Annotated in this window: 12 protein-coding genes; 11 read left to right on the top strand and 1 reads right to left on the bottom strand. The window is 48.3% G+C overall.

Annotated features, from left to right (window positions below):
- Window positions 1–247: 247 nt before the first annotated feature.
- The 11 genes from G493_RS0101790 to cobC are packed head-to-tail and all read left to right on the top strand — an operon-like array spanning window position 248 to window position 12536.
- The gene (locus G493_RS0101790) at window positions 248–451 is read left to right on the top strand and encodes a hypothetical protein (RefSeq protein WP_028578989.1); all 204 of its coding nucleotides are present in this window, start codon (window positions 248–250) and stop codon (window positions 449–451) included.
- Between the two features lie 17 nt (window positions 452–468).
- Entirely contained in the window at window positions 469–3183 is a 2715-nt protein-coding gene (locus G493_RS0101785; RefSeq protein ID WP_028578988.1) for a molybdopterin-dependent aldehyde oxidoreductase, read from the top strand.
- A gap of 50 nt (window positions 3184–3233) precedes the next feature.
- On the top strand, window positions 3234–5567 hold the full coding sequence (locus G493_RS0101780; protein ID WP_408608793.1) for a pyridine nucleotide-disulfide oxidoreductase/dicluster-binding protein: 2334 nt from the start codon (window positions 3234–3236) through the stop codon (window positions 5565–5567).
- The gene (locus G493_RS0101775) at window positions 5564–5773 is read left to right on the top strand and encodes a DVU_1557 family redox protein (protein ID WP_028578986.1); all 210 of its coding nucleotides are present in this window, start codon (window positions 5564–5566) and stop codon (window positions 5771–5773) included. Before G493_RS0101780 ends, G493_RS0101775 begins: the two co-directional genes overlap by 4 nt.
- A gap of 5 nt (window positions 5774–5778) precedes the next feature.
- Entirely contained in the window at window positions 5779–6573 is a 795-nt protein-coding gene (gene trsM / locus G493_RS31665) for a DVU_1556 family methyltransferase (protein WP_051308931.1), read from the top strand.
- 33 nt (window positions 6574–6606) lie between these two features.
- The gene (locus tag G493_RS0101765; RefSeq protein WP_035272979.1) at window positions 6607–7050 is read left to right on the top strand and encodes a DVU_1555 family C-GCAxxG-C-C protein; all 444 of its coding nucleotides are present in this window, start codon (window positions 6607–6609) and stop codon (window positions 7048–7050) included.
- Window positions 7051–7053: 3 nt separating this feature from the next.
- Entirely contained in the window at window positions 7054–8421 is a 1368-nt protein-coding gene (gene trsS / locus G493_RS0101760) for a radical SAM (seleno)protein TrsS (RefSeq protein ID WP_028578984.1), read from the top strand.
- On the top strand, window positions 8418–9740 hold the full coding sequence (locus tag G493_RS27365) for a DVU_1553 family AMP-dependent CoA ligase (protein WP_051308930.1): 1323 nt from the start codon (window positions 8418–8420) through the stop codon (window positions 9738–9740). The genes trsS and G493_RS27365 overlap by 4 nt, the downstream gene beginning before the upstream one ends.
- Entirely contained in the window at window positions 9737–10786 is a 1050-nt protein-coding gene (locus G493_RS0101750) for an XdhC family aldehyde oxidoreductase maturation factor (protein ID WP_028578983.1), read from the top strand. Before G493_RS27365 ends, G493_RS0101750 begins: the two co-directional genes overlap by 4 nt.
- Window positions 10771–11922, top strand: coding sequence for a DVU_1551 family NTP transferase (locus tag G493_RS27360; protein ID WP_035272968.1), 1152 nt, complete (start codon window positions 10771–10773; stop codon window positions 11920–11922). Before G493_RS0101750 ends, G493_RS27360 begins: the two co-directional genes overlap by 16 nt.
- 5 nt (window positions 11923–11927) lie before the next feature.
- Entirely contained in the window at window positions 11928–12536 is a 609-nt protein-coding gene (cobC, locus tag G493_RS27355) for an alpha-ribazole phosphatase (protein ID WP_051308929.1), read from the top strand.
- A gap of 207 nt (window positions 12537–12743) precedes the next feature.
- Here cobC and ppsA read toward each other — a convergent pair whose 3' ends face one another.
- Window positions 12744–15194 (bottom strand): phosphoenolpyruvate synthase, encoded by a 2451-nt coding sequence (ppsA, locus tag G493_RS0101730; protein ID WP_028578981.1) that lies wholly within the window; start codon window positions 15192–15194, stop codon window positions 12744–12746.
- Window positions 15195–15511: the final 317 nt, after the last annotated feature.

Raw genomic sequence — 15511 nt, 5'->3', positions numbered from 1 at the left:
GCCAGTAATCATTCATGCAAAGCTCCGGGCAACAAGCATCCTTTTCTGGTCCACAATAACCCATTTTCAATTTCAAGAGTAAGTTTTTGTCGGTATCCGTCAGTCTTTATCCAAAATATACCCGTCTAAACTATTGATAATACGATAATTTTTTAATGGCACACACATTGCTCTACACTTAATGTAGCATACAGTAAAAAACGCTGTGTGTATGGATATACAGAGATGACGTGCAGCAAATAAACCAATGCCTGCAAACACTCTGAATATAAGGGGTGATGCATCCTTTCCCGGGAAGCTTGGGGGACACCGACAAAGGCAGATAGAGCTACGTGCTTTAGCCATGAGCATTCAATCCACCGTTCGTGTCTCATTATATCGGGTACACATGAAAGGACGCTCCAACCAAAATGGGTATTTTGCAGCTCTCGCTGCATCCATCAATAATTAGGAATTTGGAGAACGTAAATGCTTGAGAAAAAACTGTACGTGAACGGCATAGAGCGGTCCGTCATAGTGAACGATTCAGACCTGCTCTCTGACGTTATTCGAAAATCTCTGCACCTTCCAGGGACCAAGGTTGGTTGTGGAAAAGGACAGTGTGGTGCTTGTAACGTGATTATGGACGGTAAATTGATCCGCTCCTGTATTACTAAAATGAATCGAGTTCCAAATAATGCCGTGATCACGACAGTTGAGGGAATTGGAACCCCAACAAACCTGCACGCAATTCAGATGGCATGGGCTGTTCATGGTGGTGCACAGTGCGGTTTCTGTACCCCTGGTTTCATTGTTTCCACCAAAGCTCTGTTGGAAAGCAACGCTTCTCCAAGCAGAGAAGATGTTCGTGACTGGTTTCAGAAACATAAAAACGCCTGCCGATGCACAGGGTACAAGCCACTTGTTGATGCTGTCATGGATGCAGCCAAGGTGCTCAGAGGTGAAATGAGTATCAAGGACCTGAGCTACAAGCTTCCTGAAGATGGCAAAGTTCTCGGCACCAACATGCCTCGACCAAGCGCTACAGCCAAGGTCACAGGTACATGGGAATTTGGTGCGGACAAAGCGCTTGGAATGCCAGAGGGAACCCTGCAGCTCGCCCTGGTTCAGGCTGAAGTACCACATGCCAACATCATCTCCATCGACACCAGTGAAGCTGAAAAAATGCCAGGTGTTGTCAAAGTTGTTACCCATAAAGACGTTAAGGGTAAAAACCGCATAACCGGCCTGATCACTTTCCCAACCAATAAAGGTGACGGTTGGGATCGACCGATTCTCTGTGATGAAAAAGTATTCCAGATGGGTGACGCCATAGCCATCGTCTGTGCAGATACAGAGGCCAATGCAAAAGCTGCTGCAGCAAAAGTTAAAGTTGAACTGGAAGAATTGCCAGCATACCTGAGCGCTCCTGCAGCCATGGAACCGGATGCCATAGAGATTCATCCTGGTACCCCGAACATCTACTACATCCAGAAGATTGCCAAAGGAGAGGAAACGGCTCCTATTTTCGAAAAAGCAGCAGTTACCCACGAAGGCGACTATTATACCCAGCGTCAGCCTCATCTGCCAATCGAGCCGGATGTAGGATTCGCCTACATTGCCGATGACGGCAAGCTGATGATCCATTCCAAGTCCATCGGTCTGCACCTGCACTTGTACATGATTGCTCCCGGTCTTGGTCTTGAGCCTGATCAACTGGCACTTATCCAGAACCCAACAGGCGGTACCTTTGGCTACAAATTCAGCCCAACCATGGAAGCACTGGTTGGTGTTGCGGCCCTGGCAACAGGACGCCCAGTCTATCTCTGCTACGATTATGCACAACAACAGATCTACACAGGTAAACGTTCACCCCAGTTTACCACTGTTAAGCTTGCAGCGGACAAAGAAGGTAAGCTGCTTGCAATGGAGACAGACTGGTCAGTTGACCACGGACCTTACTCAGAGTTCGGCGACTTGCTAACCCTCCGCGGTGCCCAGTATATTGGTGCTGGTTATGACATCGCAAACATTCGGGGTGAAGGACGCACAGTCTGCACCAACCACGCCTGGGGTGCTGCGTTCCGTGGATACGGCGGACCTGAAGCTGAGTTCCCGTCAGAAGTGGCAATGGACGAATTGGCAGAAAAACTGGGTATGGACCCATGGGATCTGCGTTTCAAAAATGCCTATCGCGAAGGTTCCACTACACCGACAGGGCAGGATCCGGAAGTATACTCCCTGCCAGAAATGCTTGAGAAAGCAAAACCTGCATACGAAGAAGCCAAGAAAGCATCTGCTGCAAATTCAACCGCCGAAATCAAACGCGGTGTTGGTCTCGCAGTTGGTGTATACGGTGCTGGACTTGACGGCCCTGATACTGCAGAGAGTGATATCGAGCTCAACGCAGATGGAACCGTTACCATCTACAACTGCTGGGAAGACCACGGACAGGGAGCCGACATGGGTACCCTGGCAACAGCTCATGAGGCATTGCGTCCTCTTGGACTGACCCCGGATCAGATCAAACTCGTCATGAACGACACTTCCAAGTGCCCGAACTCAGGACCTGCCGGTGGTAGCCGTAGTCAGGTAATGGTTGGTCAGGCAATTCGCGTAAGCTGCGAAGAATTGATCAAATCCATGACCAAATCCGATGGTTCATACCGCACCTATGATGAGATGGTTGCTGAAAACATCCCGACAAAGGTTAACGGAAAATGGACAGCTCCAGCCAATGACTGCGATGAAAACGGACAGGGTAACCCCTTCTGCTGTTACATGTACGGTGTTTTCGTTGCCGAAGTTGCCGTTGAAGTTGCCACAGGAAAAACAACGGTTGAAGGTATGACCTGTGTGGCTGATGTCGGAACCGTAATGAATAAACTGGTTGTTGACGGCCAGATTTATGGCGGCTTGGCACAGGGAATAGGCCTTGCGCTGACTGAAGATTTCGAAGACTTCAAGAAGCATTCGACCTTGGCTGGAGCCGGTTTTCCAATGATTAATCAAATTCCAGACAAGATGGATATCATCTATGTTGAGTCTCCACGTCCTGACGGACCATTCGGAGCCTCCGGTGTTGGAGAGATGCCACTGACAGCGCCACATGCGGCGATTATCAACGGTATCTACAACGCATGCGGAGCACGCGTTCGTGACCTGCCTGCACGTCCGGAGAAAGTACTTGCGGCAATGAAGTAAGAGAGGTAAGCCTCTTTTTCTTCGCCACAGGGGTAGAGCCATTCCTACCCCTGTGGTTTTTTCATTTCAACAGGTCTCGTTGCCCAATGGATCAGAAACAACTTAGAGAATTTGAATCCCACTGTATTCAGGAAGAACATCCCTACTGCACCGCAGCCTGCCCGATTCATGTTGATGTGCGTGGCTTTATGGCATTCATGGCAAAGGGTAAACTCAAGGATGCCCGCAAGATTCTTGATCGTTCCATGCCTTTTCCTGAGATTCTTGGCCGCATTTGTGATCATCCCTGCGAACAGGCTTGCATCAGGAACCAGCTTGATGAGAGTTTGAATATTCATGGCTTGGAGTTCCACTGCGTCAGCAACACCAGCCAGGTCCTCAAACTTCCAAAGCTTCCAGGCAAAGGTGGAAAAGTCCTTGTTTTTGGCTCTGGCCTGACCGCCATGACCGCAGCACTTGATCTGGCACGCAAAGGCCGTCAATCCACCATTATCAGCTCAGCTTCGGAACTTGGTGGAAGTATTCTGGAGATTGATGACACCATACTGCCCTTGGAAAGTCGGGAAACAGCCGTGCAAATGCTGGAAAGATATGATGTCACAATTACACTCAACCAGAAGATAACGCCAGAACGTATTACAGAGCTCACAAATGATTGTGATGCTGTTCTCTTTGATCTGGATACGATTTCCCTTGATATACTACCAGCTGATCGCATTGAGGCAGATCCAATTTCTCTACATATCGGTGGAAAAAATTTTGCTGGCGGAGGTTCTCTGACCGGTGAAAACTTTTCTCCTATAAAACAAGTTGCAGATGGAAGGCGTGCTGCACTTTCCATTGAGCGTTTTTTGCAGAATGCCTCACTCACAGCACAACGGACAGGGGAAGGTGCAACCACGACCAGACTCTACACCTCATTGGAAGGTGTTGCGGTACTACCACAAAAAACTCAGAAAGAACAACATCTCTCTCCAGAAGAAGCAACAGAGGAAGCCGGACGCTGTATTCAATGTGAATGCATGGAATGTGTTAAACAATGCCAGTTCCTCCAGGCGTATAAGGAGTACCCCAAGACACTTGTCCGTAAAATTTTCAACAACGAATCCATTGTCCAGGGTACGCGGCAAGCCAATACCATGATCAATTCCTGCAGTCTCTGTAACCAGTGTACTGTTATCTGCCCGAATGATTTTCCCGTTGCCGAAGTTTGCAGAACAGCCAGAGAGCAACTGGTCCAGGCCAAGCACATGCCTCCCTCTGCCCATGAATTCGCCCTGGAAGATATGGCCTTCAGCCTGAGTGATACCTGCAGCCTTCTCAAACACCAACCCGGAACAGACAGCAGCCAGTACCTGTACTTTCCAGGTTGCCAGTTGTCCGGCTCATCACCGGAAACAGTGATTCGTAGTTATCAATTTCTCTGCGATCATCTGGACGGAAACGTTGGCATTATGCTCAGTTGCTGTGGAATTCCAGCCCACTGGGCAGGTCAACCCACTCAATTCGAGCAGGTTCTGACGGCGTTCACCGATGCGGTGAATTCCATGGGAATGCCTACAGTGATCACTGCCTGTTCAAGCTGTCTGTCTATTTTCAAGGAGTTCACTGACGATATATCTGTCACCTCTTTATGGGAAGTCCTTGACAGCCTTGAGAACCTACCCGCATCCACGGCTGAATTGCCTTCCACCATGGCTGTATTTGATCCCTGTACGGCAAGAGAACAAAAACTGGTTCGGCAAAGCGTACGCAACCTGTGCAGTAAAATTGGAATAGAAATTGATGAATTTCCTTTCAATGCAGAACTCGCTGATTGTTGCGGATATGGTGGCTTGATGCAGTTTGCAAACCAAAATCTTGGAGAAAGAACTGCCAAGGCAAAAGGAGAACGTAGTCCGCATCCAGGTCTTGCTTACTGCGCCATGTGCAGAGATAACCTGGTATCAACAGGAAAGCCCATTGCGCACCTACTGGATTTTCTTTTTCCCGATCCTGATGTGAATTCTCTACTGGAAAGACCAAATCCTGGGTTCTCAGGCCGTCATGAAAACAGGGCACGTCTCAAGCAAAAAATTTCGGAATCTCTGTTTCAGGAAACTGACTTTACAACGGCCCCTCATTCTGCCATTGAACTGCTCATTGAGCCTCAGGTAATAGAGTTGATGAATCGACGCCACATTCTTGAAGAGGATGTACGCAAGGTTATCCATCACGTCAATCAGAACAGATCGTATTTTATCAACCCGGAAAACAATCGACGCCTGGCTAAATACCGGCCTATTCGTGTTACCTATTGGGTTGAATATTCAGAGGAAGATTCAGGGTATCGAATTCATAACTGTTACAGTCACCGGATGGTGTTGCCGGAGGATCAACCATGACAACCTTTTCCTTTGCCCAGGATACTCCATGGAAATGCGCGGCATGTGACCAGCCGTTGATTCCCAGAAAGATGAGTATTACCTACCTGAAATCAGAATTTCACGTCGAATTAATGGCATGCCCACAATGCAACATGACCCTTGTAGAAGAAGACCTGGCAGTGGGCAAAATGTTTGAAGTGGAGCAACTTCTGGAAGATAAATAAACCCTATGGCAGTCCCGCAACATCTCTCCCATCAGGATGGCACACCCTATACGCATCGGGCCTTGCTTGATCTGACCGATGGAGTACTTCGTCCTGGAGGGCTTGACACGACCAGACTGGGCCTTGACAAATGCCAGGTAATGCCAGGCGCTCACGTCCTTGACCTTGGTTGTGGTACAGGGAAGACCGCGGCATTACTCAAACGGGAATATAGCTGTACCGTGACAGCCTTTGACCAGTTACGGCAAATGCTCTCTGCAACAAAACTCACAGAGCCTGATACTTCTCCTGTGCAAGGTGATGCAGGCTCCCTTCCTTTTCGTGACAAGAGTTTTGACCTCATAGTATGTGAGTGTGTTCTCTCCCTCACTTCCAATCCGCAAGAATCATTAGGAGAGATGCAACGGGTTCTGAAACACAACGGTTCTCTTCTGCTCAGTGATATTTACTTGCGGAATGGATATTTACCGCACGCACTCTCTTCCATCCACAGTTGCGCAACCCGTGCATTACCCATGAATCACATTCTTACACTGATTCAAAATACGCACTTTAACCTGCAATCCTGCTCAAACCTTACTCAGCAGTTACAACAGCTGGCAGGTGAAATTATTTTCAGCTGTGGTAGTCTCAAAGAATTCTGGGAAATCTTTTTAGGTACTGCTGGTGCATTGAAAACCTGCTCACACCTCAGTAAGGTCAAACTTGGGTATTATCAACTTATCGCAACAAAAGGTCCTGAGGTTAGCAATGCTCCATTTCCTGTCCGATCGTCAACTGCTCCTCAGGTACTGATATGAACAAACTGAAAACAAAGAAAAAGAACATACATCATGGATGATACTGCTTTTCAACTCATGCAGTGGGACGCCCAAGGGTTCTGCTGCTCACAAATGATGATGATGCTTGCCCTTGAAGATATGGGTGAAGACAATCCTTCACTGGTCAGAGCCATGTCAGGTCTCTGCGAAGGTGTTGCCGACAACAACGGTCTTTGTGGCGTTGCCTCAAGTGCAGCTTGCGTTCTCGCATTGTATTCAGGCAAGGGAAGCGCCCAGGAACAGGCTCTGGAGAGCTTTCCTCTACTCCTTTCCGGATTCATGGAGTGGTTTACCTCAAACGCTCAATCCTGGGGTGGAATACGGTGTGAAGAAATTGTTGCCTATCATGGAGGACAGAACAAAGAAGTATGCGGCAACATTATGCTCAAGGCCAGAACAAAAATTCTGGAATTGCTAGCCGAATATGATATTGACCCCACCATGCCGAGGGAATAATACATGAATCAACAGGTGCAATCAGTACTCTCCACCACCAAAAGCCTCTGTCCGGTGTGTTTCGCTCAACTCCCTGCCACACGCCACAGGGAGGGGGATGCAATATACCTTGTCAAAAGTTGTCCGGAACACGGCACCTTTCGAACCGTCATATGGAGAGATGCCCCTGTGTTTGAAAATTGGCAGCGACCAAAAATTCCATCAACCCCGCAAAAGGCCTTTACACAACGTGATAAAGGGTGCCCTCTGGATTGCGGCCTTTGCTCCAATCACAAACAACACACCTGTACAGCCCTGCTGGAGATAACCAAGAGGTGCAATCTCCACTGCCCGGTCTGCTTTGCAGATACATCTCAAACCGATGGTCCCCTTGATCCCGACCTGGAAACAATAGAATTCTGGTATGACCGTGTGCTCGAAGCATCAGGGCCCTGCAACATTCAGATATCGGGTGGTGAACCAACTGTTCGTAAAGACCTGCCAGACATTATTGCCCTGGGAAAACGCAAAGGGTTTCCATTCTTGCAGCTCAATACCAACGGTCTTCAACTCGCCGCTGATCCAAGCTATGCAATGGAATTAAAACAAGCCGGCTTATCCTCGGTTTTTCTTCAGTTTGACGGGACAAACGAGGAAGTGCACAGGGTTCTTCGAGGTAGGAATTTATGCGATATCAAAGAGAAGGCTGTGCACCACTGTGCGCAGGCTGAACTTGGCATAGTCCTGGTCCCTACGCTGGTACCTGGGGTTAATATCCATGAAATTAATGCTATTGTCGACTTTGGTGTGCGTAATGCACCTGCTGTCCGCGGAGTACATTTTCAACCAGTCAGTTATTTTGGCCGGTATCCTACCCCACCGGCAGACAGGGATCGATTGACTCTCCCTGAAGTCCTTGCACAGCTGGAGCGGCAAAGTAATGGCCGCATTCAGGCTTCCTGGTTTGCACCACCTGCCTGTGAACATGCACTCTGTTCTTTTCATGCATCTTTTCTCATTGATGAAGAAAATCGTCTCCGCCCGCTGAGTTCAGGACAGTCCGCCTGTTGCTCAACCAGTGAACAAAGCCCCATATCAGCACGTGAAGGGAGACAGAAAAGCATTTCCTTTACAGCAAGACAGTGGTCTCACCCACTACCTATGGCTAAGCCTCCCGGAGCAGCGACTCCCCTTGATGACCTTGATCGTTTTCTTCTGCGCGCTAAAACACACACCTTTTCCATTTCGGCAATGGCTTTTCAGGATATCTGGAATCTGGACCTTGAAAGAGTACAGGGCTGCTGCATCCATATTGTCTCTCCTGAAGGCAATCTCGTACCCTTCTGCGCCTATAACATCACCTCAAGCCAGGGAATTGCTTTATACCGATGAGTATCGATCACCTACGCACACCATTGGATGCATTAGTCAGCAGACAGCTTAATCAGCCCATTCACACGTGCCTGGATCGTTCCCTCATCGAACAATTCCAGCTTGACCAATTGCGAAAAACCATTAGCCACGCAGCTGAAAACTCTCCCTATTACCGCAGAACGCTGGGACAGAAACAAGTTACCAGACTTCACCAACTGCCAGATATTGCTCATCTCCCGCTACTGACAGAACAGGATATCCGTGACTGCGGCCAGCAGATGATCTGTGTAAGCCAGGACGAAATAGCCCGCATAATCACCATGCAGAGCTCAGGTACCACCGGAGCTCCCAAACGCCTCTTTTTCACCCGAGAGGATCTCGAACATACCTTACAGTTTTTTTATTGGGGCATGCAGGCCATGGTTCGGCCCGGACAACAAGTTGCCATACTACTCCCGGGACAAACCCCTGATTCAACCGGAGAATTACTGTCCCGCGCCCTGAGAGGACTGGATGTTGAAAGCAATATTATTGGTCTGATCAGCGACCCTGCACAAGGCGCCAGACGATTGGCCGAGATCGATCCCGATGTTCTTGTCGGTTTTCCTGTGCAGTTACTGGCTATCGCCAGATGTGCTGCCTACCACAACTTGAATCTTTCCGGGATTTCTTCAATCCTGCTCTGTTCTGACTACATTGCTGACAGTATTTGTCTAGAACTGAAAAATCAGTGGGAATGTGGTATTTTCTCCCATTATGGTACAGTGGAAACCGGACTGGGAGGAGCCGTGGATTGCCAATCCCATCAGGGTTGTCATATTCGTGAAGCGGATCTTCTTCTGGAAATCATTCATCCAAAGACCCTTGAACCGGTCGAGCAGGGTCAATACGGAGAAATCGTGATCACGACCCTCTCCCGTGTCGGCATGCCTCTTATCAGATACCGTACAGGAGATTCAGGGCGCTTGATTCCAGGTCAATGTCCATGTGGCAGTCATATCCAACGCCTGGACAGAGTACAGGGACGAATTGACAGCGATTTGAGTTTGGATGACGGCAACATCATCAATATGCAGCAACTTGACGAATTACTGTTCCCCCTTCAGGGACTGTTGGATATCAGCGCCGAATTACACAGAAACAATACCAAGGAAACCCTGGATCTGCACCTGGTGACTCTACCTGGCAGTGAACGTGAGACAGTATATCAGGCAGAACAATGCCTGCAAAACAGTCTGCCGTTTCGCAGCCTCCATACCAGCATACATATTTCCCGGGACCTTCATATTCACCCCGCTAAGCGGATTATTTACGATAGACGTCAGGATTCAGTATGAAACAGCTTGTACAACAGTTGTGTGCTCAACTTAAAAAAGGCGAAGACGTAGTTCTTGTCACAATTTGCAACCAGTCGGGCTCGACGCCAAGGGTAGCTGGGGCCAAAATGATGGTTTGCAAAGATGGTAGTATCGCTGGCACCATAGGTGGAGGAATGGTGGAAGCGCTGGCTATGAAACATGCCGGACACTGCTTTGAACAAGGTTGCTCCATGCAGAAAAGCTTTGACCTTACCAACAGTGAGGCAGCCAATACCGACATGATATGTGGAGGAAAACTGGATATTTATCTGGATTATATCAAAGCGGGAGAAAGTAACCTGGAAGTGTTCAACTCTCTACTCACTGCAGTAGCCGGAGGTCGGCGGGTCACACTTGTCTGCCCGGTAGGTACAGCTGACAGGGAAAACCGTTTTGTGATTGACAGCAATGGTCTTACCACTCGGGAAGATATTGCCCCAGATCTGCTAACCGAAATCAAAAGGGTTCGTACTTCCACTTCTTCCGCAACCATGATTGAACATGACGGCAATCAGTACCTGCTTTCTTATTTTACTGTGGGAGGGCATCTGTTTCTTTTGGGAGCGGGTCATGTTTCAGCCTGCACAGCAGAAGTCGCGGCCCGAGTCGGTTTTCGAATCACAGTCATGGATGATCGCGCCGAGTTTGCCAATGAAGCCAGGTTTCCCATGGCTGAAAATATCGTTGTTCTCTCCAACTTTGATGACTGCTTCGCTGACCAGGAAATCAATGAGGATAGTTATCTGGTCATTGTCACACGAGGGCACATGCATGACCTTGAAGTGCTCGAACAGGCTCTGCAAACGAATGCCGGATACATTGGGATGATAGGCAGTCGTAAAAAACGGGACGCTCTCTATAAACGTCTGTTGGAAAAAGGCATCTCCCACGAACAGCTGGAGCAGGTCCATAGCCCCATCGGTTTATCGATAGAAGCAGACACGCCCGAAGAAATCGCCATCAGCATTATGGGTGAACTGATCTATAAAAGAGCTACAGGACACAAAACATGGCAGACAGCCTGAGTGTACTGATCCTGGCAGCAGGATATTCCTCCCGAATGGGAAAACTGAAGGGGCTACTTCCTTTACCCTGTGAACGTTCATGCTCCGTACTAAAGCGTTGCGTGGATATTTTCCGTGACAGCGGACTGGAAAATATCACGGTGGTAAGCGGACATGCTCGGGAACATATAGAGACCGCCGCCCGCGAGTATGGTTGCAAGACTGTCTATAATGCGAATTTTGCCGCAGGTATGTTCAGTTCCATTCAGGCGGGCGTTGCCAGTCTCCCAGCAAATACCGAAGCCTTTTTTCTGTTGCCGGTCGACATTCCTCTCATACGAACAGGTACCATTCAACGCCTTCTGCTTACCCACAAAACATCTGCAACACAAATTCTCTACCCGGTCTTTAACGGCCACCGGGGACATCCGCCTCTTATTCATAAGTCCCTGTTTGACATGATCAAGAGAGGTGATCATTGCGAACAGGGATTGCGCTCTCTTCTTACTTACGTTGAAGACAATGATCCCCTGGCAGTGCAGGAGGTTGCTACCTGTGACGCAAATATCCTTTTTGATGTGGATACGCCTGATGATTACCATCTGGCATATTCGCGTGCCCTTGTGCTGGGATATCCGACTGAGGAGGAATGCCAGAGCCTGATCAACGAAATTTATCCCATGGAGGAAAGAGGTATTGCCCATGGGGAGCAGGTTGCCTGGGTTGCGGTCTGCCTGTGCAAAGAGGTTAACCGGTACCTGGACACGCCCCTGGATCCCTCTCTCTGCTACGCAGGAGGTTTACTGCACGATATAGCCAAAGGCTATCCACAGCATGAGGCAACCGGAGCCACCTGGCTCTGGCAACTTGGTTTTCATCAGGTAGCCACCCTTGTTGCGGCACACAAAGATATAGTTTATTCGCCTGATATGGACTTGACGGAAAAAGAACTGGTCCACCTGGCAGACAAGGTTGTTCGCGGCAGTCAGCTGGTTAAAGTTGCAGAGAGGTTCGGGGAAAAAATGGAAATATTCAAGGATGACCCTCTGGCTGTACAGGCAATACAGAAAAGAATGGAGCAGGCGCTGACCATTAAGAAGGCCGTGGAAGCGCTCACTGAAAAATCCCTGACAGATATTGTACAAAACAGGGGCTAGACGTTTTGTCAGATTGCATCTACCTCCTACGCCATGGTCATGTATCTGGTGGAAAGCCTCGTCGTTTCCTGGGACAGGCCGATGTTGAACTCTCGGAGCAGGGAAAACAACAGGCCATTGCATTGAAATCAATATTGGAACCTGTCCATTTCAGTCAAATTTTCAGCTCTCCCCTTATGCGTGCCAGGCAAACCGCGGAACTGGCAACGGGCCTGTCTTGTGCCGACATACAGATTGTTGAGCAATTTAGAGAAATTGACCTGGGTAGATGGGAAGGCCTGACCGTGGCTGAAATACAACACAGATACCCTGGTCAGTATGAGGCTAGAGGGAAACATTTTGATTCTTTCTGCCCAGAAGATGGAGAAAGTTTTCAGGATCTACAAAAACGAGTGTTGAAAGCGTTTGAACCTCTTGCAACCCACAGCATGGGCAACATTTTGATTGTTGCCCATGCTGGCGTAAATCGTGTTATTCTTTCTCACCTGCAAAAATCACCCTTGCAGGATCTACTTACAATCCCTCAGGAATACTGCGCCATCAACATTCTCAGAAAAGCTTCTCCACACCCCGTTATACTATCAGTCAATGGGCATTCCATTGTAATGGAATGAAAGGGAAAAGCCCTCTCCCGGTATTCCGCGTCCATACAATTTACCTGCCAGATCTTCAAATCCATACTTACCAGAAGCAATATTTCAAAACATTGCAACCAAACGTCTCTGATGGAGATACGTTTATATATGAGCTGAAAGAACAACACCCCGAATATCCAGGATATTCGGGGTTTAAAGCAGGTTATTCAGCTGTGCAGAAATCTATCAGGGATTAATCCCCATTTCTTTCTCTTTTTCGGCAATGGCCATTCTGGTTTTTACCACAGTGTCAGACACCAGGCTGATTGAATCTATGCCCTGTTCCACCAGAAAAGTTGCAAAATCAGGGAAATCAGATGGCCCCTGGCCACAGATTCCAATTTTACGTCCTCTGGCTTTGGCGGTCTTGATAACCATGGAGATCATTGTTTTCACAGCCTCATTACGCTCATCATAAATATGTGAAACCAGATCTGAATCGCGATCAAGGCCCAGGGTAAGCTGGGTGAGGTCGTTGGACCCGATGGAAAATCCATCAAAAATATCGGCAAAGGCATCTGCAGAAATAACATTGGACGGAATCTCGCACATAACGTAGAGCTCCAGCCCATTTTCTCCCTGCACCAAACCGTTTTCCTTCAACACTTCAACTACTTTCCTGCCTTCCTGAGGAGTTCTGCAAAATGGCACCATGAGTTTAATGTTGGTCATCCCCATGTCGTTGCGTGCCTTGAGCAAAGCCTTGCATTCCAATTCAAAGGCTGGCTTATAACGATCGTCATAGTATCGGGAAGCGCCACGCCAACCAATCATGGGGTTGGATTCTTCAGGCTCAAACAGAAAACCGCCAATGAGATTAGCGTATTCATTGGATTTGAAATCAGAAAGACGAACAATCACGTCCCTGGGATAAAATCCCGCTGCAATACGTCCCACACCTTCAGCCAGTTTATCGATAAAATACTGCTTTTTATCTTCGGGATAAGCTGAGGTTTTGTAATTGATATCTTCAATTACTTCAGCTATTTCCTGATCATCTTTTGCATCTTCACACAGTTGCTTGTAGTGATAAAGCGCCAGAGGATGAATTCCGATGTGTGAATTAATGATAAATTCTTCCCGAGCGAGTCCAACGCCTTCGTTAGGAATCTGTCCCTCGGTAAAAGCCTTCTCAGGCAAACCCACATTCATCATGACCCTTGTACGGGTTTCAGGCAATTGCTCCAGATCCAGGGTAACCACTTCATAGTCAAGAAGGCCCTGGTAAATATTCCCGGTTTCACCTTCTGCACAGGAAACTGTGACTTCCTGGCCGGGTTGAATCAATTCTGTTCCGTCTTCTGTCCCGATGACGCAGGGAATACCGAGTTCACGGGATATGATCGCAGCATGACAGGTACGACCGCCGCGATTGGTTACAATGGCTCCGGCAATTTTCATGATTGGTTCCCAATCAGGATCAGTCATATCCGTGACCAGGACCTCTCCCTTTTGAAAATCATGCATCTGACTGACATCGTTCAGGATACGCGTTATACCCTGACCGATTTTGGAGCCAACAGCCTGACCCGTAGTAATGAGCTTCCCTTTATCTTTGAGCACGTAAGTCTTCATGGTCTTTGAGCTGGCCTGGGAATGCACGGTCTCTGGACGGGCCTGGACGACAAACAGTTCTCCTGTTCCGACCTCCTTACCATCACCATCTTTTGCCCACTCAATATCCATGGGCCGACCATAATGCTCCTCAATAATGCAGGCCCATTTGGCTAATTGAAGAATTTCATCGTCACTCAGTACATACAGGCCACGCTCTTCCCTGGTCGTGTCCACATTCATGACTGGCTCGTCAGCGTCAGCAGCAGTGTTGTAGACCATTTTGATATCTTTGGAACCAACGCGTTTACCGACGATGGGCCTCTTCCCCTGTTTCAGGGTTGGTTTGAATACATAGTATTCATCAGGATTTACTGCCCCCTGAACTACATTTTCTCCAAGCCCCCAGGCACCGGTGATAAAGACAGCATCTTCAAAACCAGATTCTGTATCAATGGAAAACATAACCCCTGAGCTGGCAGAGTCAGAGCGAACCATCTTCTGTACAACAATGGACAAATAGACATCAAACTGACTGAATCCTTTATCATGCCGGTATGAAATCGCCCTGTTGGTAAACAGGGAGGCAAAACAGCGCTTGCACGCATCAATAAGCGCCTCCGGACCACGAATGTTCAAATAGGTATCCTGCTGTCCTGCAAAAGAGGCATCGGGCAGGTCCTCTGCTGTGGCAGAAGAGCGTACCGCAACATCAACACCTTCGCCATATTCAGCTTCCATTTTTTTATAGGCATCCAGGATGGCCTGACGAAGGGTGTCCGGGAATGATGCAGTGCGAATAATTTCTCGTACCTTGGCTCCCCTTTCCTGCAAGTTATGCAAATCATGGGTATCCAGATCTGCTAGCACCTCCTGAATGGCTTTTTCTATGCCTGCCTCCTGAAGCAGATACTGATAAGCATAAGCAGTAATTGCGTATCCGTTGGGAACCGCAACCCCATGGGAGTGCAAATGCTGATACATTTCGCCCAATGAAGCATTTTTTCCTCCAACCAGAGGGACATCATCGATACCTATCTGGTCAAACCAGAGTATCAGTTCGCGATCGTGTGCATTCCCCATTTATTCCTCCTTCAATAAAAATTGCCTGCGTTGGTTTTCTGAACAGCAAAGGCTCAACAGCTCACCTACCCCCTCCTACAGATATTGCGAAGCCATTTGCTGATAAGGACTCACAGGCACTCATTTATGGCACACACCTTGTAGCCTGCAGGATAGATTTTCAACATCTCCCTTCCTCACCCACCTGCAGACAATTGCGCACACACACAGGAGTACCTGTAATCACGTACGGTATTAAGGCCCTGTACAGGGTAAAGCCACATCACCTTTGACCGGTTATATTTGCTGAAAAAATAACCCAATGTAACAAAACTGCC

It is taken from the genome of Desulfogranum japonicum DSM 18378 (assembly GCF_000429945.1).
Lineage (GTDB): Bacteria > Desulfobacterota > Desulfobulbia > Desulfobulbales > Desulfobulbaceae > Desulfogranum > Desulfogranum japonicum.
The sequence above is the reverse complement of the archived record's forward strand: the minus strand, read 5'-3'. Positions and strand labels throughout refer to the sequence as shown.

Coding starts and splice junctions, on each gene's coding strand:
- G493_RS0101790 (WP_028578989.1), top strand. CDS start 248: ATGCCTGCAAACACTCTGAATATAAGGGGTGATGCATCCTTTCCCGGG.
- G493_RS0101785 (WP_028578988.1), top strand. CDS start 469: ATGCTTGAGAAAAAACTGTACGTGAACGGCATAGAGCGGTCCGTCATA.
- G493_RS0101775 (WP_028578986.1), top strand. CDS start 5,564: ATGACAACCTTTTCCTTTGCCCAGGATACTCCATGGAAATGCGCGGCA.
- trsM (WP_051308931.1), top strand. CDS start 5,779: ATGGCAGTCCCGCAACATCTCTCCCATCAGGATGGCACACCCTATACG.
- G493_RS0101765 (WP_035272979.1), top strand. CDS start 6,607: ATGGATGATACTGCTTTTCAACTCATGCAGTGGGACGCCCAAGGGTTC.
- trsS (WP_028578984.1), top strand. CDS start 7,054: ATGAATCAACAGGTGCAATCAGTACTCTCCACCACCAAAAGCCTCTGT.
- G493_RS27365 (WP_051308930.1), top strand. CDS start 8,418: ATGAGTATCGATCACCTACGCACACCATTGGATGCATTAGTCAGCAGA.
- G493_RS0101750 (WP_028578983.1), top strand. CDS start 9,737: ATGAAACAGCTTGTACAACAGTTGTGTGCTCAACTTAAAAAAGGCGAA.
- G493_RS27360 (WP_035272968.1), top strand. CDS start 10,771: ATGGCAGACAGCCTGAGTGTACTGATCCTGGCAGCAGGATATTCCTCC.
- ppsA (WP_028578981.1), bottom strand. CDS start 15,194: ATGGGGAATGCACACGATCGCGAACTGATACTCTGGTTTGACCAGATA.